Source organism: Frigoribacterium sp. Leaf8 (assembly GCF_001421165.1).
Taxonomy (GTDB): domain Bacteria; phylum Actinomycetota; class Actinomycetes; order Actinomycetales; family Microbacteriaceae; genus Frigoribacterium.
Window position 1 is genome coordinate 1240046 of record NZ_LMKB01000005.1, and the last position, 19655, is coordinate 1259700.

A 19655-nucleotide genomic window follows, 5' to 3' on the forward strand; every position below is an offset into this window, starting at 1 on the left:
CTCCTCGTCCGTGGACGGGCCGCGGACGGGCGGCCGCGTCCTCTACCCTGGCGTGAGCAACCGATTGGACCCCACGCCGTGACCGACATGAGCCTGAGGCTCCCCACCACCCATTTCCGTGCCGTGTTCGACCTGGGCCAGCGCCCGGCCGCGCAGACGCCGCTGCCGACCGCGCTCGGCAAGCCGAACCTCTACGCCGAGTACGACGACGACGACCTGATCACCGCCCTGTACGTCGGCTACGAGACCGGACAGGTGCACCTCGAGACCACGCCCTCGGGCGACGTCGAGCACCACTTCCACCTCGCGAACGGCGACGACAGCGACCTCAGCCCCTTCGGCGTCGCCGACACGCGGGTGCTCGTCGAGTGGTCGACCCGGCTGATCGTCGACCTGCACCGCCGCATGCCCGACCTGCTCGACGAGGTCGACGAGGCAGCGGCCTGGCACGACGCCGGCTTCGACCTCTACGTCTGCGAGGTCGAGGAACCACGCAAGCTCGACCTGGTCGAGGTCGACATCGAGGGCGAGCTGCTGACCCTGCCGTGGCTCGGCTCGGGTGCCGTCGAACACGACCACATCGAGGGCGACGACCACCCGATCGCGCTGACCTGGACGCCCCAGGGCGCGTCCGAGGGCGTGCCGATCGCCGAGGCCTGGCTCGACCCCCGGACCGACCAGCCCCGGACGAAGGCCCTGCCCGGCGTCGACTGGGAGGCCGTGGGCTGGGGTCGCGACGAGGTGCTGCCCTGGCTCGAGGCGATCTACATGAATCACCACGTGCTCCCCGACGCGGCCGGCACGATCCTCACGGGCGTGCTCGAACGGCTGGGCGGGATCGACGGCACCGACTAGCCGGGGGCCTTCGGCCCTCGGCCCTCCGCACCGCGTTTCGTGCACGGCACCGCGTCTCGTCGCGGTGCCGTGCACGAAAGGCGGTGCGGTGCGGCCGGGGCTGCCAGGATGGCGCGATGAGCGACTCGCCCGCACCGCGCCTCCTGAACCTGTTGCTCCTCGACGTCACCGACGAGGCCCGCGACGACCCCGCGTTCGAGCGCGAGCTCGACGACCTGTCCACCTCGGTGGTCGCCGCCGCCGAGCAGGTCGGGTTCACGGTGCGCCGGGTGCCGGCCAACCGGCTCGGCGACGTGCACGCCGCCCTCGCCGAGGCGGACGCGGTGCTCGTCACCGGTGGCGAGGACGTCGACCCGAGCCACTACGGCGGTCCCCTCGACCACCCGGGGCGGGGCCAGACCTTCGCCGACGCCGACCGGGTGCAGATCGAGGTGGTGCGCGGGTCCGTGGAGGCGCGGCTGCCGCTGGTCGGCATCTGTCGCGGCATGCAGGTGGTCGACGTCGCCCTCGGCGGCGACCTCGTGCAGCACCTCGAACACCCCGGCCACGTGAACCCGGACGACGTCTCGGACAGCATGGTCGACCACCCGGTCCGCCTCGCCGACGACAGCACCCTCGCCTCGATGCTCGGCACGACGTCGCTGGTCGTGCGCAGCTCGCACCACCAGGCGGTGGGACGCCTGGGCGAGGGGCTGCGCGCGGTGGCCTGGGCCGACGACGGCACGGTCGAGGCCGTCGAGCACGTCACGGCTCCGGTGTGGTGCGTGCAATGGCACCCCGAGGACCGCGGGGCCACCGGCACGGTGCTGACCGACCTGCTCGTCGCGGCGCGCGACGCCGCCCTCGGTCGAGCCGGCGACCGGTCGCGTCGCACCGCCGACTGAACATCGCACCGCCGATGTGGGCGGTGCGACGTCCAGCGGGCGGTGCGTTGCTCGACCGCGGCGGGCGGGCCGGGGCCCGGCCCAGGTGGCCGGGCCCGAGGCCGGCCCGGTGGCCCCGCCCGCGATCGCGCCCGGCTCCTAGCGCTCGCGCACGATCAGGGCCGAGGCCGCGCTCACGAGCCGCCGGGGCAGGAACCGGTGCGCCTGGGCACCGATCGCGTTGCCGAGCCCGCTGACCACCACGGCACGGCGACGGCGCACGGCCCGTAGTGCCGCGGTGACGACCTGCTCGGGGGTCTGGCGACCGCTCGTAAGGAAGTCGCTGCCGGTCGCGGCGAAGAAGCCGGTCTCGGTCGCCCCCGGGCAGAGGGCCGTGACGGTGACGCCCGACCCCCGCACCTCGGCGTGCACCGCCTCGCTGAACGAGAGCACGAACGACTTGGTCGCCCCGTAGACCGCCATCGTCGGGATCGGCTGGAAAGCCGCGGTCGAGGCGACGTTGACCACCGTGCCGCGGCGTCGCTCGACCATGCCCGGCAGCAGCGCGCGCGTCAGCGCGACCACCTGCGAGCAGTTGAGGTGCACCTGCGCCTGGACGGCGGCGAGGTCGGACTCGACGAACGCCCCGTGGGAGCCGACGCCGGCGTTGTTCACCAGCACGTCGATCGCGCGGTCGCCGACGGCGGCCAGCACGGTCTCGACCCCGTCGGGCGTCGACAGGTCGGCGACCACGGCTGTGAACGACCCGGAGGCGCGGGTCGCCACGAGCTCGGCCCTCACCTGCTCGAGACGGTCGCCGCTGCGCGCCACGATCACCACGTCGTGGTCGGGGGCGAGCCGCCGGGCGAACTCCGCGCCGATGCCGCCGGAGGCGCCGGTGACGAGTGCGGTGGGCAGGGACGTGGTGGGTGCGGGCATGTCGCCCATCCTGCCGCGCCCGCCGTCGGAGGAGGTCGCACCACGCTCGCGTCGTCGAACCACCCGGGGGGCTGGTTCGACCACGCGAGCGTGGTGCGGCCGGGCCCCGCGGCTGGGCCCCGCGGTCGGCGCCCGCGACCGGGCCCCGCGGCCGGGCGGTGCGACACACGGCGTCACGCGGCGACGCATGACGTGACACGTCCTCGCGAACGCGACCCGCGCCTCCTTATGCTCGGCGACACCCCGAACCCACCACCTCAGCCGACACCCTGGAGCCCCCATGATCAGCCTCGAGCAGCTGACGAAGGTCTACGAGACCGGATCGCACCGCACGACCGTCCTCGACCGCGTCGACTTCCGGGTCGACACCGGCGAGATCGCCGCGGTCGTCGGCCCGAGCGGCGCCGGCAAGAGCACCTTGGCCCAGTGCGTGACGCTGCTCGAACGACCGACCTCGGGCTCGGTCGTCGTCAACGGCGACGACCTGACCCGGCTCGGCGAGCGCGACCTGCGGGTCGCCCGCCGTCGGATCGGCACGGTGTTCCAGTCGGACGGGCTCTTCGGCCGTCGGACCGCCGCACAGAACGTGGCCCTGCCGCTCGAGTACCTGGGCGTGACGAAGGCCGAGACGAGGCGTCGAGTCGCCGAGCTGCTCGACCGTGTGGGGCTCGGCCACCGTGCCGACGCCCGGCCGCACGAGCTCTCGGGCGGCCAACGCCAGCGCGTCGGCATCGCCCGGGCCCTCGCCCTGCGGCCGACCGTGCTGCTCTCGGACGAGGCGACGTCGGGCCTCGACCCCGCCTCGACCACCTCGATCGTCGACCTGCTGCGCGAGTTGCGTGACGACCTCGGCCTGTCGATCCTGTTCGTCACCCACGAGATGGACACCGTGCTGCAGATCGCCGACACCGTCGCGCGCCTCGACCACGGACGCATCGTCGAACGGGGTCGTGTGCTCGACCTGCTGCGCGACCCCGCGTCGGCGCTCGGTGCGGCGCTGCGACCGACCCGACCGGCGGCCGGCGCCCCCGACGGCTCCCGCACCTGGCGGCTCGACTACGTCTCGGCCGACGTCCCGACCGACTGGCCGACCACGCTCGGATCGGCCCTGGGGTCGCCCGTGTCGCTACTCGGAGCCTCGATCGAGACCCTGGGAGGCGCGACCGTCGGGCACGCGACCGTCGCCGTCCCCGAGGCGGTCGCCTCGCGCCTGCCCGGGGTCGCCGCCGCACTCGGACTCACCGCCCGCTCCCTCGACCCGTCCCCGGCGCCCACGCCCACGCCGACGCGGACGCTCACGCCCACGCCCGAACAGGAGCTCGTCCGATGAGCGTCGCCAGCACCGTCGCCCCGATCACGACGACCGTCCTCGCGTCGGGCACGAGCCCGTCGACCGCGTACGACAACTCGGTGCCGTGGGCGCAGATCCCCGCCCTGGTGCTCCCCGCACTCGGCGACACGTTCGTGATGGTCGGCATCGTGATGGCGATCGTCGTGCTGGTCGGGGTGCCGCTCGGGGCCCTGGTGCACAACCTCGGCCCCGCGGGCCTCGTGCCGAACGCGCCGGTGCACACGGTGCTCAGTGCCGTCATCAGCATCGGACGCTCGCTGCCGTTCTTGATCCTCATGGCGTCGATCGTCCCGTTCACCCGGTTCGTGACCGGCACCAACATCGGCATCGCGGCCGCGGTGGTGCCGATGTCGATCGCGGGCATCGCCTTCTTCACCCGCATCGTCGAGAACTCCCTGCGGAGCGTCCCGAGCGATCGGGTGCGCGTGGCGACCGCGAGCGGGGCGTCCCGCCTCCAGATCGTCCGCACGGCACAGCTGTTTGAGGCGCTGCCGGGCCTGATCGGTGGCCTCACGATCAACACGATCGCGATGATCGAGTACTCCGCCATCGCCGGCACCATCGGCGCCGGCGGCATCGGCTACGTCGCCGTCACCTACGGCTACCAGCGCTTCGACCATACCGTGATGATCGTCACGATCGTGTTGCTCGTCGCGACGGTCGCGGCCGTCCAACAGCTCGGCGACCTCGCCGTGCGGGCCACGAGCCCCGAACCGGTCCGCCGGCGCCGCTGGTGGCGACGCCACGCGACCGACCTGCCCCCGGTGGCCGCCGCGGTCTGAGCCGCACCGCGCCTCCTCGTCCCCCTTGCGGTCCTGCACCGCGCCTCCTCGTCCCCCTCTGCGGTCCCGCACCGCGCCTCCCCGTTGCCCCCTTGCGGTCCTGCACCGCGCCTCCCCCCGCCCGCAGGCGCCGCCTGCCCCTCCCGAAGGACAGCCATGCCCGAGAACACCCCCACCCCCGCACCCGGCACCCCGTCCGTCACGGACGACCACGGCTTCGAGCTGAGGCGTCGTCGCCGCTGGCCCTGGATCGCCGGAGGCGCGGTGGCGGTCGTCGCCGTCGCCGCCGCGATCGTCGTGCCCCTGACCGCGCCCGCCGGGCCGGCCGTCGCCGAGGCCGGGGCGACGCTGACCGTCGCCACCGCCGAGGGCAACGCGTCCGAGCAGGCCCTCGTGCAGTTCGTCGCCGACGAGGTCGCCCCGAAGTACGGCATCACCGTCGCCTTCACGGGCCTGAGCGACAGCAACACGATCAACCGGGCCGTCAGCGAGGGCGAGATCGCCGGCACGGTGTACCAGCACGAACTCTGGCTGGACCAGGTGCTCGCCTCGAACCCGGACTTCCGGGAAGAAGCGGCGACGCCGGTGTTCCGCTGGGGCTTCGGCCTCTGGTCGTCGAAGTACACCGATGCCGGGCAGCTGCCCGACGGTGCCACGGTGTCGCTGTACTCCGACCCGGCCAACGAGGCCCAGGGGCTCTGGGTGCTCGAGCGCGCCGGCCTCATCACGCTGAAGGACGGCGTCGACAAGGCACACGCCACCCAGGACGACATCGCCTCGAACCCGAAGGACCTGCAGTTCACCCTGCTCGACTTCGCCGCACAGTCGCGGGCCCTGCCCGACCTCGACGCAGCCGTCGGCTACACCGAGTACTACCTCGCCGCCGGCGTGCCGATCGAGCAGCAGATCTTCGCCCCCGCCGCACCGGACGAGTTCGCCGGCCAGCTCACCATCGGCAGCGACTACGCCGACGAGGACAACGTGAAGAAGCTCGTCGCCGCCTTCCAGGACCCGGCCGTGCAGGAGTTCCTCGCGACCGACCCTCGCGTGAAGGGCATCCTGCTGCCGCTCGACGCGGAGTAGGTCGTGACGCGGAGTAGGTCGCACCGACGGGTCAGGCGAGCACGACCTCCCAGGCGCGAGCGGAGGGCCACAGGGCATGACGGGGCAACACGTCGGGACCGCAGGCCCGCGAGCCGAGTCCGTGCTGCGCGTCGTCGAGGTAGAGGTGCAGCGCCGTGGGCTCGGGCAACTCGTGGGGGTGCGCGGCGAGGGCGACCTGCTGTGCCGTGTGCCTCGCGAGCTGGAACCCGCACCGGTGCCCCGCTCCGTCGGGCACGGTCGTCACCGACAGCACCGGGCCCCCCGCCGACGCAGCGACGCCACCCGTACCCCCGAGCGTCAGCGACCGCAACCCGGGGCGGTGCCCGGTCTCCTGCGGCCGGGCGTACTCGACCGAGAGCCCGTCGACGCTCGACGTGAACCGGCCCACCCGGGCGGCCGCCGCGCTGTCCGCGTACGACTCGGCGGGCCCGGTACCGAGCCAGTCGACCGGCGACGACGCGAGCGACAGCGGCAGGTCGAACCGGGCGCCGACGCGCGGCCAGGTGCAGTCCCACGGCCCGAACGGCACGGCCTCGGTGCGCAGCAGCACGCCGTCGGCGGTCGCCGTCCAGCGGAAGGTGACGTCGACGCCGGTGCCGGTGTGCGCGGCGGACACCCGCACGCGCTGCTCGAGCCCGTGGTCGGACCGGCACACCGACAGCACCCGGTGCACGAGCCGGTGCAGGCCGCGCTCGACCCAGCGCTCGGCCGAGGGCGGGGTCTCCTCGGCCCCGCGACCGTGGGTCAGTTCGGGTTCGGCGAGCTCGTACGAGCCCTGGCCGGCCCCGCGGTCGTTGTCGGTCGGTGCCCGCCACAGTTCGAGGCGGGGCCCCGCCACGGGCAGCCCGTGCCACGAGGTCAGGGCGCCCCGGGCGTCGAAGGTGAGCGCACCGAGCGTGTCACCGCTCCAGGCCCCGGAGGCGCGGGTGCGGGCCGCCGGGCGACTCGCCACGAGCGCCTGGTCGCGCCCGAGCACGTGGCCGGCCCCGGCCCAGCGCAGGTCGTGACGCGTCACCGCCGTGACGGTGAGGTGGGCCTCACGGACGGTGGCGGCGTCGCCTGCCGCGCGCGCCTCCTCGGGGACCTCGACCGTCGCGGTCGACTGCGCGGTCAGCGACGGCACGTCGAGCACGCCCGAGGCGACGACGTGACCGTCGTGCTCGAGCTGCCAGCGCACCTCGACGTCGTCGGTCGACGCGGTGTGCCGTCGGTTCTCGACGGCGACCAGTCGGGCCGCGTCGAGCAGACGCACGCGGACCGGGGTGATCACGGCGGCGAACTCGGCGAGGGCCGGGGTGGGCGTGCCGTCCGAGAGCAGCAGGCCGTCCATGACGAACTGACCGTCGTGCACGACCTCGCCGAAATCGCCGCCGTAGGCGAAGTACGGCGTGCCGTCGGGGGTGCGGGTGGCGATGCCGTGGTCGCGCCACTCCCAGACGAAGCCTCCGTGCAGGCTTGGCCAGCGGTCGACGGCCGCCTCGTAGTCGGCGAACGAGCCCGGGCCGTTGCCCATCGCGTGGCCGTACTCGCAGAGCACGAAGGGCTTCTGCCGCTGCCGGGCACCCTGGGCGCCCTCGGTCTCGTGGATCGTCGTGGCCGGTTCGCCGCAGACCGACGCGATCTCTTCGAGGGTCGGGTACATGCGCGAGTAGACGTCGGTGTACTCGCCGGCCAGGTCGCCCTCGTAGTGCACCGGTCGGGTGGCGTCGCGCCCGTGCAGCCAGGTCGCCATGGCGGCGAGGTTGCGCCCCGTGCCCGACTCGTTGCCGAGCGACCACATCACGATGCTCGGGTGGTTCTTGTCGCGTTCGACCGTGCGGGCGATCCGGTCGAGGTAGGCATCGCACCAGGCGGGTTCGTCGCTGGGGTTGCCGCGCCACTCGACGTCCCAGAAGCCGTGGGTCTCGAGGTCGCACTCGAGCACGACCCAGAAGCCGTACTCGTCCGCCAGGTCGAGGAGTCGCGGGTGCGGCGGGTAGTGCGCGGTGCGGATCGCGTTCACGTGGGCCCGCTTCATCAGCTCGAGGTCGGCACGCGCCTCGGCCTCGTCGAACACGCGTCCTCGCACCGGGTGGGACTCGTGGCGGTTGACGCCCCGGAAGGTCACGCGGCGGCCGTTGACCTCGAACGAGTCGCCCACGATGCGCACCGTGCGGAACCCCACCCGCAACGAGACGGTCTCGCCCGGCGAGGCGACGGTCGCGTCGTAGAGGCGCGGCACCTCGGCGCTCCACGGCTCGACCGCGGGCAGGTCGACGGGAGCCACGTCGGCCGGGGTCGCCCAGGTGACGTCGACGCCCAGTGCCGGCACGCGCAAGGTCACGGGGAACGCGCCGACCACGTCGAGGTCGAGCCGGCCCGCCCCGGTGGCGTGGTCGTACGACGCCCGCAGGTCGACGTCGTCGAGGGCCGCGGCGGGGCGCGACTGCAGGGTGACGCTGCGGAAGATGCCGGGCATCCACCACTGGTCCTGGTCCTCGAGGTAGCTGGCCGCCGACCACTGGTTCACCCGGACCGCGAGGGCGTTGGCCCCCTCGACCAGCGCGTCGGTCACGTCGAACTCGGTGGCGAGGCGGCTGCCCGTCGTCCAGCCGAGCTCGACGCCGTTCAGCCACACGGTCGCGAGGCCGTCGACGCCGTCGAACCGCAGCACGACGCGCGCGCCACTCCGGAACGACGCCGGCACGACGACCGTGCGTCGGTACTCTCCGGTCGGGTTCTCGTCGGGCACGTGCGGCGGATCGATAGGGAACGGGTACTGCAGGTTCGTGTAGATCGGCGACCCGTGCCCGTGCAGCACCCAGTGCGAGGGCACCGGCAGCTCATCCCAGTCGGCGTCGTCGAGTTCGGGGTCGGCGACCTCGGGGACCCGTGCCTCGTCGTCGAGGGGAGCCTCGGGCAGCAGTCGGAACCGCCACGGCCCGTCGAGCGAATGGGTCGGGGCGTCGCTGTGCAGCCACGAGCGGGGGGCAAGCCGTGAGGCGGAACCGGGGGCGACGTCGTCGAGGTGGGTCATGGTGCTCTCTGTGGTGGGGGCGGTCGCAGGAGGCGCGGGGGGCGGGAGGCGCGCGGGAGGCGCGGGGCGGTCAGACCGCGCCCAACGCCTCCCGGTCCGCGACGATCGTGACACGCGGGTGGCGCCGCAGCAGCGAGGCGGGCACCGACTCGGTCACCGGGCCCTGCAAGGCCGCGGCGAGCGCCGCGGCCTTCGCGCGACCGCGCGCGACCAGCAGCACCTGCCGCGCAGCCATGATCGTCCCGAGCCCCTGCGTGATCGCGTGCGACGGCACGGCCCGGGCGTCGCCACCGAAGTAGCGGGCGTTGTCGAGGCGGGTACGGTCGGCCAGTTCGACCACGCGGCTGCGGCCGTCGAACGGCGAACCGGGCTCGTTGAAGCCCAGGTGGCCGTTGGCCCCGATGCCGACGATCTGCAGCCCGACTCCGCCGAGCTCGACGATGCGCCTCTCGTGCGCGTCGGCGGCGAGGGTCGCGTCGACGGGGTCGGGGCACGACCCGTCGGGCACGACGACCCGGTCGTCGTCGACGCCGAGCGGCCTCGCGATGCGGTCACGCACGAACGTACGGTAGCTCTCGGGGTGGTGGGCCTCGAGCCCCACGTACTCGTCGAGCGCGACGAGGGTCAGGCCGCAGGTGCGCAGGCCGTCCTGTCGGCGCAGCACGAGCTCGGCGTAGAGCGGCTCGGGTGACGAGCCGGTCGCCACGCCGAGCACGCCATGGGGTTCGGCCCGCACGAAGGCGGCGACGACGTCGGCCGCGTGCTGGCCGATCTCGTGGGCCCCCGAGGCCGCGACGACCTCGGGGCCGACGACGGCCTCGGTCACTTCAGCGCCCCCTTCGCGATGTCACCGATGAACTGCTTGGCACCGATGAGGAACACGATGATCAGGGGCAGGACGGCGAGCAGGGCCCCCGCCATGACCATGCCGTAGTCCTTGCCGTGGGCGCTGTTCAGCTGGCTCATCGCGACCTGCAGCGTCAGCGTGCCCGGGTCGTTCAGCACGATCAGGGGCCAGAGGTAGTCGTTCCACGAGGCGATGAAGGTGAAGACGCCCAAGAAGCCGAGGCCCGGGCGGATCAGCGGGATGCAGACCGTGAGGTACTGACGGAAGAACCCGGCGCCGTCGATCTTGGCGGCGTCGATCAGTTCGTCGGGCACGGCCGACACGATGTACTGGCGCAGCCAGAAGATGCCGAAGGCGTTGGCCGCGGCGGGCACGATCAGGGCCTGCAGCTGACCGACCCACCCGAGGTTGATCATCGTGATGAACTGCGGGATCACGCTGAGTTGAGCGGGCAGCATGAAGGTGACGAGCAACAGGGTGAAGAGCAGTTTGCGGCCCGGGAACGAGAACTTCGCGAAGGTGAACGCCGCGATCGAGTCGAAGAACAGCACGAGTGCCGTGACCGAGACGGCGACGATCACCGTGTTGAGCAACGAGCCACCGAAGTCGATGGTCTCGAACACCGCGCGGATGTTGTCGAACAGGTGCGTGCCGGGCACGAGCACGGGCGGCGACTTGTAGATGTCGCTCGTCGTGTTGCTCGCCATGACCACGAGCCAGTACAACGGGAACAGCGAGACGACGGCTCCGGCGGCGAGCAGGCCGTGCAGCACGGCTCGCGAGGTCGGCACCTTCGCGCCGCGCCCGGCGGCCCGGCCACGACGCTGCTTCGGATCGTCGTCCGCCGTGGCGTCGACGACCTCGGCGGTCACGCCGCGGGCGGCGTTCACGATCGTGCTCATCGCGCGACCACCTCCTCGCGCGGGGAGACGGGATCGACGTCCACGGGTTTCTCCTTCTTGCCCGATCCGAGCCGCCAGTTGATGATCACGAAGATCACGACGAGCAGGAACACGGCCCAGGCGATGGCTGCTCCGTAGCCGAAGCGGTTGTAGTTGAAGGCCTGCTGGTAGAAGTACAGGACCGTCGTGAGACCGGCTTGACCCGCGCCTCCGGAGTTGGGGTTCGTCGTCGACGACGACGCCGTCAGCACCTGCGCTTCGGTGAAGCTCTGCAGGCCGGTGATCGTCGAGACCACCAGCACGAAGAGGATCGTCGGGCGCAGCAGCGGAAGCGTGATCGACCAGAAACTGCGGATCACCCCCGCGCCGTCGAGCTTGGCGGCCTCGTAGACCTCGCCACTGATCGACTGCATGCCGGCCAGGAACAGGATCGCGTTGTAACCGGTCCACTGGTAGGTGATCAGCACGGCGATGGTGACCTGGATCGCCCAGGGGGTCGACAGCCAGGCCACGCCGTCGAAGCCGAGGGCCCGCAGGCCGGCGTTCAGCAGGCCGAAGCTGTCACCGAAGATCGAGCCGAAGAGCACCGCCATCGCGACGACCGAGGTGACGTTCGGCACGAAGAACGCGATGCGGTAGAACGTGCCGAACCGCTTCGCCGAGTTGAGCATGGCCGCCACGATCACGGCGATGACCATCATCGGGAAGGTCGACAGGGCGAAGATGATCAGGGTGTTCTTGATCGACAGCCAGAAGGTCTGGTCGGCGACCAGGGCCCGGAAGTTGTCGAGGCCGACCCATTCGGGCGAGCCGAGGCCGTTCCAGTCCTGGAACGACAGCACCAGCGAGTAGCCCGCGGGGAACAGCCCGAAGATCGCGAAGAGCACGAAGAACGGCGCGATGGCGACGTAGTAGGGCCAGCTCTTGCGCAGCCCCGCCCGGGAGCGCGCGGTGGGGCGCGCTCCCGGGCTCAGCACGGTGGGGATCACTACTCGGCGGCCTTCAGGGCGGCCTCGCCGGCCGAGACGGCGTCGTTCCAGGCCTGGTCGGGGTCCTTGCCGAGCGACTGCACGTTCTGCAGCTCGGTCATGTAGGGCGCCGCGACCTGGTTCTCGAACGGGCTGGTGTACGCGGTGGGCATGTCGGCGGCGGCCTGCGCGAAGACCTCGACGGTCGACTGACCGCCGAAGAACTCGTCGCCCGCGGTCAGCTCGGGGGCCGAGTAGGCGGCCGTGGCCGACGGGAAGATGCCCTTGTCCTGGTAGGCGACGATCTGGTTCTGCTCGCTCAGGATGTCCTTGATCACGGCGAATGCGGCCTCGGGGTCGTCGGTGCCCTCGGGGATCGTCAAGAACGACCCTCCGATGTTGGCGGGGCCGCCGGGCATCGGTGCGACGCGCCAGTCGCCCGAGGTGTCGGCCGTGGCGCTCTTGATGTCGGCCTGGTACCAGGCGGCACCGAGCAGCGTCGGCAGCGAGCCACCGGTGATGGCGGCGGCCCAGTCGGGGCTGCCGTCGGTGAGCCCGGCGGTCAGGCCCTTCTCCTTGGCCTCGACCGCACGGTCCCAGGCCGCCTTGATCTCGTCGCCGTCGCCGGTGAACTCGCCCTCCTCGTTCACGAAGCGGGCGCTGCCCTGACCGATCGACTTGGTGAACACGTCGCCCATGTCGACCTCGAGGCTCGCCCCCGTCGCCGCCTTGAGCTTCTCGCCGAAGGCGAAGTAGTCGTCCCAGGTCGAGGTCGCCGCGGCGACGTCAGCGGGCTCGGAGGGCAGACCGGCCGCGGCGAGCACGTCGGCCCGGTAGTAGAGGGCGGTGGGGCCGATGTCGATCGGGATGCCGATCAGCTTGCCGTCGGCGGTCGTCGCCTCGGCGAGCTTCCAGGCCGGGAACTGGTCGACGATGTCCTTGGCACCGAGGTCGTTCAGGTCGGTGAAGAGGTCGGATTCGCTGAGGAAGTACGGCATGTCCTCACCTTTGACGCCGCTGACGGCGGGCAGGCCGGTGCGGCCGGTGAACGTGGTGACGAGCTTCTGCTTGAAGTCGCCGCCGATCGTCGACACCTTGATCGGCGTCGTCTCGTCCACGCTGCTCAACACCTTGTCGCTCAGGCCGTCGGGCCAGATCCAGACGTCGGTCTCTCCGGAGGCGTTCGCACCCCCGCCCGAACCGGCGCACGAGGCGAGCAGGGGGGTGACGAGGGCGAGCACGGCGACGGTGCCGGCGATCTTGCCGACGAGGCGTCGGGTGGGGAGTGCCATGGGGTCTCTCAATCGGTTGGGGGGAAGCCGAAGTGGGGCGGGGGGACGAGCAGGAGGTACGGGTCAGCGGAACAGCGTCGTGCTGCTCTCGCCCTGGTCGTGGAGGGCCTCGAGCACGAAGTCGTAGCGGCCGGGTTCGGCCGCCGTCGGATGGGCACCGAGCCAGTCGGCGAGTTCGTCGAGCCGAGGGGCGCCCGAGGCGCCACCCGGTCGCGAGACGGTGACGCCGGCCACGAGGCAGGCGAAGTCGACGCGCTGCAACAGCGACCAGTCGGACCGCGAGCCGGCCACGGCCAGCGCGGCACCGAACACGTCGCCCGCCCCGGTGGCGTCGACGGCGTGCACCCGCACGGGTGGACGGACCACCTCGTCACCACTGGCGGAGTCGACGGCGACGACGCCGGCCGAGCCCGAGGTCACGACGCTCAGCGGCACGCGGTCGCCGAGGCGGCGTGCGGCGTCGATCGCCGAGTCGGTGCCGGTGTAGGCCATGGCCTCGAGGTGGTTCGGCATGAACGCGTGGCAGTCGTCGAGCTGCTCGAGCAGGGAAGGGTCCCAGCGTTCGGACGGGTCCCATCCGACGTCGGCGAAGACGCGGGTGCCCTGGGCGGTGGCCCGCGCGATCCAGGTGCTGCGCGCCTCCTCGAGGTGCACGAGGGCGACGGCGGCGGCGGGCAGGACGTCGGGCAGCAGGGCGTCCGACCCGATCGGAGCGGGCGTGCCGCCGGTGACCAGCGCGCGGTCGTCGCCGTAGCCGAGGGACGCGGTGACGGGCAGGGCCCAGCCGGGCACGGTGACGAGGTACGACAGTTCGATGCCCTCGGCAGCCAAGGAGGCGCGGGTCATGGTCGAGAACGTGTCGCCGCCCACGGCGGCAGCGATCGAGGTGGGGACACCGAGGCGAGCGCCCACCAGGGCGAAGTTGGCGATGCCGCCGGGGCCGGCCCCGAACGACGAGGTCCAGACCTCGTGACCGAGCACGGGCGCACCGGGCAGGTCACCGAACACCACGTCGGCGAACAGCTGCCCCACGACGAGCATGCCGGCGAGGGCGTCGCTCTCGGCGGGTGGGGCGGTGCGGGGTGCGGTCTGCACGGGGTCCTCCTCGGGTCAGATCGGCGTCGGCGTCGACCTGCTGAGACGTTTCTAGCCCATGTGCGCACAAATGTGAATGATTTTGTTTGTTACAAGATTGTTTCTGCTCGAAATTGCGCGCTACTGTTCAGACTATGAAAGACGTCCGAGACATCGTGATCCTCGATCGGCTGCGCTCCGAGCGGGCGGCGACGGTCACCGACCTGGCCCTCGCCACCAGCACGAGCGAGGCCACGATCCGCCGCGACCTGCAGCGCCTCGACGAGGCGGGGGTGCTGAGACGGACCCACGGCGGCGCCGTGCTCGTCGAGGCGGATGCCCCCTTCGCCGAGGTCGAGCAGGTCAATCGCCGCGCGAAAGAGCGCATCGCCGCGGCGGCGGCATCCCAGGTGGCCGACGGTCAGTCGGTCGTGCTCGACATCGGCACCACGACCCTGCACGTCGCCGAACACCTTCGGGGTCGCGACGTCACGGTGATCACGGCGAGCATCGCGGTCTTCGATCTGCTGCGCGACGACCGTGCCGTCCAGCTCATCCTGCTGCCGGGCGACTGGGACCCGGTCTACCGGTCCGTCTCGGGCCCGCTGACGGCCGAGAGCCTGCGACTACTGCACGCCGACCACGCCTTCATGGGCGTCAGTGGCATCGCCGACAACGGCGACCTCCGCGACACGACCATGAGCCAGGTGCCGATCAAGCGCGCCATGGCCGAGGTGAGCGACCGGGCCACGGTGCTCGCGGACTCGAGCAAGTTCCCGGGCACCGGCGCCGGCCGCGTCGCCCCCAGCGCGTCGTTGACGCAGCTGATCACCGAATCGACGCCGCACGAGAACGTCTCGGCTGCGCTGGCACGCAAGGGAGTGACGGTGACCGTCGCATGAAGCTGACCATCCTGGGCGGGGGCGGCTTCCGCGTCCCGCTCGTCTACTCGGCGCTGCTGCGCGACCACGCCGAGGGCCGGGTCACCTCGGTGGCCCTGTACGACACCGACGCGATCAGACTCTCGGCCGTCGCCCGCGTGCTGCGAGAGCAGGCACTCGAGCACCTCGACGCGCCCGTGGTCTCGCTGCACACCGACCTCGACGACGCCCTGCGCGGAGCCGACTTCGTCTTCTCGGCGATCCGGGTCGGCGGCATGGCCGGTCGCTCCTGCGACGAACGGATCGGTCTGTCGCACGGCGTGATCGGTCAAGAGACCGTGGGCTACGGCGGCATCTCGTACGCCCTGCGCACCCTGCCCGTCGTGATGGACCTCGCCGTCCGCGTCAAGGCCCTGGCCCCCGACGCCTTCGTGATCAACTTCACCAACCCGGCCGGCGTCGTGACCGAGGCGATGTCGCGCGTGCTCGGCGACCGGGTGATCGGCATCTGCGACAGCCCCATCGGCCTCGCGCGCCGCGTGCTCGGAGCCCTCGACGTGCGCGTGCCCGACGACGCCTTCGACAGCGTCACCATCGACTACGCGGGCCTCAACCACCTGGGCTGGCTGCGCGGACTGACCGTCGACGGCGTCGACGTGCTGCCCCGGCTCTTCGAGCAGCCGGAGCGCATCGAGACCTTCGAGGAAGGCAAGCTGTTCGGTGCCGACTGGGTCACCGAACTGGGCGCCGTGCCCAACGAGTACCTGCACTACTACTACTTCACCCGCGACGTGCTGCACGCCGACCAGCTGGCCGTGCAGACCCGCGGTGGTTACCTCGTCGACCAACAGGCCCGCTTCTACGACGAACTCGCCGAGGGCGACGGCTCGGCCCTCGCCCTCTGGGAACGCACCCGACTCGAACGCGAGACGACCTACATGGCGACCAACCGGCAGTCCGCAGGCATGGGCGACCGCGACCAGGACGACCTCGTCTCGGGCGGCTACGAGCACGTCGCGCTGGCCCTGATGCGCGGCATCGCCTACGACCAGAGCGCCCGACTCATCCTCAACGTGCGGAACGGCGGCACCTTGCCCGAACTCGACGCGGACGCCGTCGTCGAGGTGCCCTGCGTCGTCGACGCGAGCGGCGCCCACCCCGTCGTGGGCACCTCGCTGCCCGACTTCGGCGTCGGCCTCGTCACGAACGCGAAGTACGTCGAGCGCCAGACGATCGAGGCCGGCGTCGACGGCTCGAAGGCGGCCGCCGTGCGCGCCCTCGCGCACCACCCGCTGGTCGACTCGGTCACCGTCGCCCGCTCGCTGCTCGGCGACGCGATGGCGAGCTTCCCCGGGCTCGACTACCTGCGCTGAGGCGCGACCCCGCAGGGCCGGGGCGACCCGCGCCTCCTCGACCTCCCCCCGACCACCCTCTTACCCGGCGACGCCGCCGGGGCCCCACCCCGTGAGGACCCACCGTGCACCAGAACCAGAAACTCGTCGAAGAGCGCATCGAGCGCGTGCTGAACGAGCGCATCACCCCCGCCGTCCACTCGGCGACCACCCCGGTCACCCTGCGCGCCTGGCAGGTGCCCGACGAACCGGTGCCGGTCGCCGAGGCCCTGGTCCAGACGTACGACCCCTTCGAGATCGGCCAGCCGTGGGGACGCGCCTGGTCGACCTGGTGGTTCGAAGTCCTCGGCGAGGTCCCTGCCGACTGGGCCGGGCACACGGTCGAGCTCGTGCTCGACCCCGGGTTCATCGGCGACTGGCCGGGCAACCAGGCCGAGTGCCTGGTGCACACCCCGGACGGCGTGCCGATCAAGGGCATCCACCCGCGCAACACCTACGTGCGCCTGCACGACGAGGCCGCCGGGGGCGAAGCCGTGCACTTCTTCGTCGAGGCCGCCGGGAACCCCGACATCTTGGTGAACGAGTTCGTTCCGACCGCCTACGGCGAGAAGTCGACCGCGCCGACGGAGCCGATCTACCGGTTCCGCACCGCGCAGCTGGCCGTCTTCGAGCACGAGGTCTGGGGCCTGCGCTTCGACGTCGAGGTGCTCTACCAGATGATGAAGGAGCTGCACCAGGACGACCCGCGTCGCCACGAGGTGCTGCGAGCCCTCGAACGCTCGCTCGACGTGCTGCGCCTCGACGACATCGTCGGCACCGCGGCAGCCGCCCGCGAGGTGCTCGCCCCGGTGCTCGCGAGCCCGGCCGTCCCGAGCGCCCACACCCTGAGCGGCATCGGCCACGCGCACATCGACAGCGCCTGGCTCTGGCCGATCCGCGAGACCAAACGCAAGACGGCCCGCACCTTCTCGAACGTGCTGACGCTGGCGAAGCAGTATCCCGACTTCCGCTTCGCCTGCTCGTCGGCGCAGCAGTACCAGTGGGTGAAAGAGAACTACCCGACCGTCTTCGAGGGCATCAAGCAGGCCATCGCCGACGGAACCTGGTACCCCGTCGGCTCGCAGTGGATCGAACCCGACGGCAACCTGCCGGGCGGCGAGGCCATGGTGCGTCAGATCACCCACGGCCTGCGCTTCTTCGCCGACGAGCTCGGCGTCGAGACGCACGGCGTCTGGCTGCCCGACTCGTTCGGCTACACGGCGTCGTTCCCGCAGATCGCCAAGCTGGCGGGCCTCGAGTGGTTCCTCACCCAGAAGCTGTCGTGGAACCAGACCAACACGTTCCCGCACCACACCTTCTGGTGGGAGGGCATCGACGGTTCGCGGGTCTTCACCCACTTCCCGCCGATCGACACCTACAACTCGACCCTCGAGGCCGAAGAGCTGCACCATGCGGTGCGGCAGTTCCGAGAGAAGGGCGCCGCCACGCGCTCGCTCGTCCCCTTCGGCTACGGCGACGGAGGCGGTGGCCCGATCCGCGAGATGATGGAACGCCAGCGTCGGGTGAAGGACCTCGAGGGTTCGCCCCGGGTCGAGATCGAGCACCCCGACGAGTTCTTCGCCAAGGCCCGTGCCGAGTACGAGGACGCCCCCGTCTGGGTCGGCGAGCTCTACCTCGAGCTGCACCGCGGCACGTTCACCTCGCACGCCCGTGAGAAACGCGGCAACCGCGAGGCCGAGCACCGCCTCCGCGAGGCCGAGCTGTGGTGGACCACCGCGGCCGTCCGCACCGGTGCCGCCTACCCGTACGCCGCCCTCGACCGCCTCTGGAAGCTCACACTGCTGCAGCAGTTCCACGACATCCTTCCGGGCTCGTCGATCGCCTGGGTGCACCGCGAGAACGAGGACGACTACCGCCGCAGCCTCGCCGAGCTCGACCTGCTGATCGAGGAGGCGCTGGTCGCCGTGGCCTCGCCCGGCAGCGTCGTCAACGCGGCCGGTCACGACCGCGTTGCCCTGGTCGAGGACGCCTCGGGTGTCGCCGCCGCCCTGGTAGCGGTGCCCGGCTCGGGCGTCGCGCCGCTGGTCGCCGTGGACGCGACCTCGCCGGTGGTGGTGACCCGCGCCTCCTCGGGGGGTGCGACGGTCGAGAACGGGCTCGTGCGCATCGTCGTCGACGAGCGCGGCCTGATCACCTCGATCGTCGACCTGCGGCACGACCGCGAGCTGGTGCCGGCCGGCCGCGCGGCCAACCTGCTGCAGCTGCACGAGGACCTGCCGAACGCGTGGGACGCGTGGGACATCGACGCGCACTACCGCCACAGCCGCACCGACCTGGTCGAGGCCGACGCGGTCGAGATCGTCGAAGAAGGGCCGCTGCGCGTCACGGTGCGCGTCGAGCGCTCGTTCGGCCGCTCGCGGGTCGAGCAGTTCGTCTCGCTCGTGGCCGACGACGCCCGCGTGCACGTCCGCACCGAGCTCGACTGGCGCGAGGACGAGAAGCTGCTCAAGGTGAGCTTCCCGCTCGTGCTGCACGCGCAGCACCACAGCGCCGAGATCCAGTTCGGCCACGTCCGCCGCGCCACCCACACCAACACCTCGTGGGACGACGCCCGGTTCGAGGTGATGGCGCACCGCTGGGTGCACGTCGAGGAGCCCGGCTACGGCGTCGGCCTGACGAACTCGGGCAGCTACGGCCACGACATCACCCGCACCGTGGGCGAGACCGGCGAGGTCGAGACCGAGGTGCGCGTCAGCCTGGTGCGCGCGGCCCGCAGCCCGGACCCCGTGCAGGACATCGGTCACCACCGCTTCGACTACGCGCTCGTGCCGGGTGCGACCATCGACGAGGTCGTCCGCGCGGGGTACGAGCAGAACCTGCCCGTGCGCGTGGTCGGCGCCGGACGCGGCGGGGCGACGTTCGTGCTCGGCGCGGGTGCCGGCAGCACGGCGGGTGCGGGGCACGGCGCGTCGACGACTGCGGAGGTCCCTCCGGCCTCGGACGTCTCGGCCAGCTCGACCACCTCGGCCGCCTCGACGCCGTCGACGTCCTGGGCGGTCGGGGGTCTCGTGTCGCTCTCGGGCGAGCAGGTGCGCATCGAGTCGCTCAAACTGGCCGACGACGAGACGGGCGACGTGGTCGTGCGGCTGTACGAGTCGACCGGCGCCCGGGCCGGCACCCGTGTCGACGCCCACTTCGACGTGACCCGCGTGACCGAGGTCGACGTGCTCGAGCGTCCGCTGACCGAGGCCATGCCCAGCGCGCTGCGCTTCGCGCCCGACGCCACCGGGGCCGACCTGACCCTGCGCCCGTTCCAGGTCGTGACACTGCGCCTGCACCGCGCCTGAGTCGCGTCGGGTCGCGACCCGCGCCTCCTTCCCCCTGAACCGGCAGGAGGCGCGGGTCGACCCGGCCGCGGCGGGGCCACCC

General features: G+C 72.0%; 15 protein-coding genes. 8 read left to right on the forward strand and 7 right to left on the reverse strand.

Translation table 11 applies throughout. From position 1 onward, the window contains the following. Nucleotides 1-78 precede the first annotated feature (78 nt). Both ASL10_RS10435 and ASL10_RS10440 read left to right on the forward strand, forming a co-directional pair. Complete coding sequence (locus ASL10_RS10435; RefSeq protein ID WP_056046885.1) at nt 79-855, forward strand: hypothetical protein; 777 nt, start codon at nt 79-81, stop codon at nt 853-855. A gap of 116 nt (nt 856-971) precedes the next feature. Beyond that, nucleotides 972-1739 (forward strand): gamma-glutamyl-gamma-aminobutyrate hydrolase family protein, encoded by a 768-nt coding sequence (locus tag ASL10_RS10440; protein WP_056046887.1) that lies wholly within the window; start codon nt 972-974, stop codon nt 1737-1739. Nucleotides 1740-1877: 138 nt separating this feature from the next. Here ASL10_RS10440 and ASL10_RS10445 read toward each other — a convergent pair whose 3' ends face one another. Then, entirely contained in the window at nt 1878-2657 is a 780-nt protein-coding gene (locus tag ASL10_RS10445) for an SDR family oxidoreductase (protein ID WP_056047908.1), read from the reverse strand. Between the two features lie 280 nt (nt 2658-2937). Between ASL10_RS10445 and ASL10_RS10450 the strand changes: the two genes are divergently transcribed. The 3 genes from ASL10_RS10450 to ASL10_RS10460 all read left to right on the forward strand — a co-directional run bounded on the left by ASL10_RS10450 (nt 2938) and on the right by ASL10_RS10460 (nt 5873). Beyond that, the gene (locus ASL10_RS10450; protein WP_056046889.1) at nt 2938-3987 is read left to right on the forward strand and encodes a methionine ABC transporter ATP-binding protein; all 1050 of its coding nucleotides are present in this window, start codon (nt 2938-2940) and stop codon (nt 3985-3987) included. Next, nucleotides 3984-4790, forward strand: coding sequence for a methionine ABC transporter permease (locus tag ASL10_RS10455; RefSeq protein ID WP_082460354.1), 807 nt, complete (start codon nt 3984-3986; stop codon nt 4788-4790). Before ASL10_RS10450 ends, ASL10_RS10455 begins: the two co-directional genes overlap by 4 nt. A 156-nt stretch (nt 4791-4946) precedes the next feature. After that, nucleotides 4947-5873, forward strand: a complete 927-nt coding sequence (locus ASL10_RS10460; RefSeq protein ID WP_056046892.1) for a MetQ/NlpA family ABC transporter substrate-binding protein — start codon at nt 4947-4949, stop codon at nt 5871-5873. 31 nt (nt 5874-5904) lie between these two features. Here the strand turns inward: ASL10_RS10460 and ASL10_RS10465 are convergent, their stop codons facing one another. From ASL10_RS10465 to ASL10_RS10490, 6 genes are all read right to left on the reverse strand, one after another. Continuing rightward, the gene (locus tag ASL10_RS10465) at nt 5905-8910 is read right to left on the reverse strand and encodes a glycoside hydrolase family 2 TIM barrel-domain containing protein (protein WP_056046895.1); all 3006 of its coding nucleotides are present in this window, start codon (nt 8908-8910) and stop codon (nt 5905-5907) included. Nucleotides 8911-8980: 70 nt separating this feature from the next. Then, the gene (locus ASL10_RS10470; RefSeq protein WP_056046897.1) at nt 8981-9736 is read right to left on the reverse strand and encodes a glucosamine-6-phosphate deaminase; all 756 of its coding nucleotides are present in this window, start codon (nt 9734-9736) and stop codon (nt 8981-8983) included. Further along, the gene (locus tag ASL10_RS10475) at nt 9733-10659 is read right to left on the reverse strand and encodes a carbohydrate ABC transporter permease (protein WP_082460355.1); all 927 of its coding nucleotides are present in this window, start codon (nt 10657-10659) and stop codon (nt 9733-9735) included. The genes ASL10_RS10470 and ASL10_RS10475 overlap by 4 nt, the downstream gene beginning before the upstream one ends. Next, nucleotides 10656-11648: a carbohydrate ABC transporter permease gene (locus ASL10_RS10480; RefSeq protein WP_056046899.1), complete on the reverse strand. Its 993-nt coding sequence runs from the start codon at nt 11646-11648 to the stop codon at nt 10656-10658. Before ASL10_RS10480 ends, ASL10_RS10475 begins: the two co-directional genes overlap by 4 nt. Beyond that, nucleotides 11648-12919: an ABC transporter substrate-binding protein gene (locus ASL10_RS10485; RefSeq protein WP_056046900.1), complete on the reverse strand. Its 1272-nt coding sequence runs from the start codon at nt 12917-12919 to the stop codon at nt 11648-11650. Before ASL10_RS10485 ends, ASL10_RS10480 begins: the two co-directional genes overlap by 1 nt. Before the next feature lie 63 nt (nt 12920-12982). Continuing rightward, complete coding sequence (locus ASL10_RS10490) at nt 12983-14014, reverse strand: carbohydrate kinase family protein (RefSeq protein ID WP_235452672.1); 1032 nt, start codon at nt 14012-14014, stop codon at nt 12983-12985. Nucleotides 14015-14148: 134 nt separating this feature from the next. Between ASL10_RS10490 and ASL10_RS10495 the strand changes: the two genes are divergently transcribed. The 3 genes from ASL10_RS10495 to ASL10_RS10505 all read left to right on the forward strand — a co-directional run bounded on the left by ASL10_RS10495 (nt 14149) and on the right by ASL10_RS10505 (nt 19573). Then, nucleotides 14149-14895: a DeoR/GlpR family DNA-binding transcription regulator gene (locus tag ASL10_RS10495; RefSeq protein ID WP_199859672.1), complete on the forward strand. Its 747-nt coding sequence runs from the start codon at nt 14149-14151 to the stop codon at nt 14893-14895. Next, a complete protein-coding gene (locus ASL10_RS10500) occupies nt 14892-16247 on the forward strand; it encodes a 6-phospho-beta-glucosidase (protein WP_056046903.1) in 1356 nt (451 codons plus the stop codon). The genes ASL10_RS10495 and ASL10_RS10500 overlap by 4 nt, the downstream gene beginning before the upstream one ends. Nucleotides 16248-16351: 104 nt before the next feature. Next, nucleotides 16352-19573, forward strand: coding sequence for a glycoside hydrolase family 38 C-terminal domain-containing protein (locus ASL10_RS10505; RefSeq protein WP_056046905.1), 3222 nt, complete (start codon nt 16352-16354; stop codon nt 19571-19573). Nucleotides 19574-19655 lie beyond the last annotated feature (82 nt).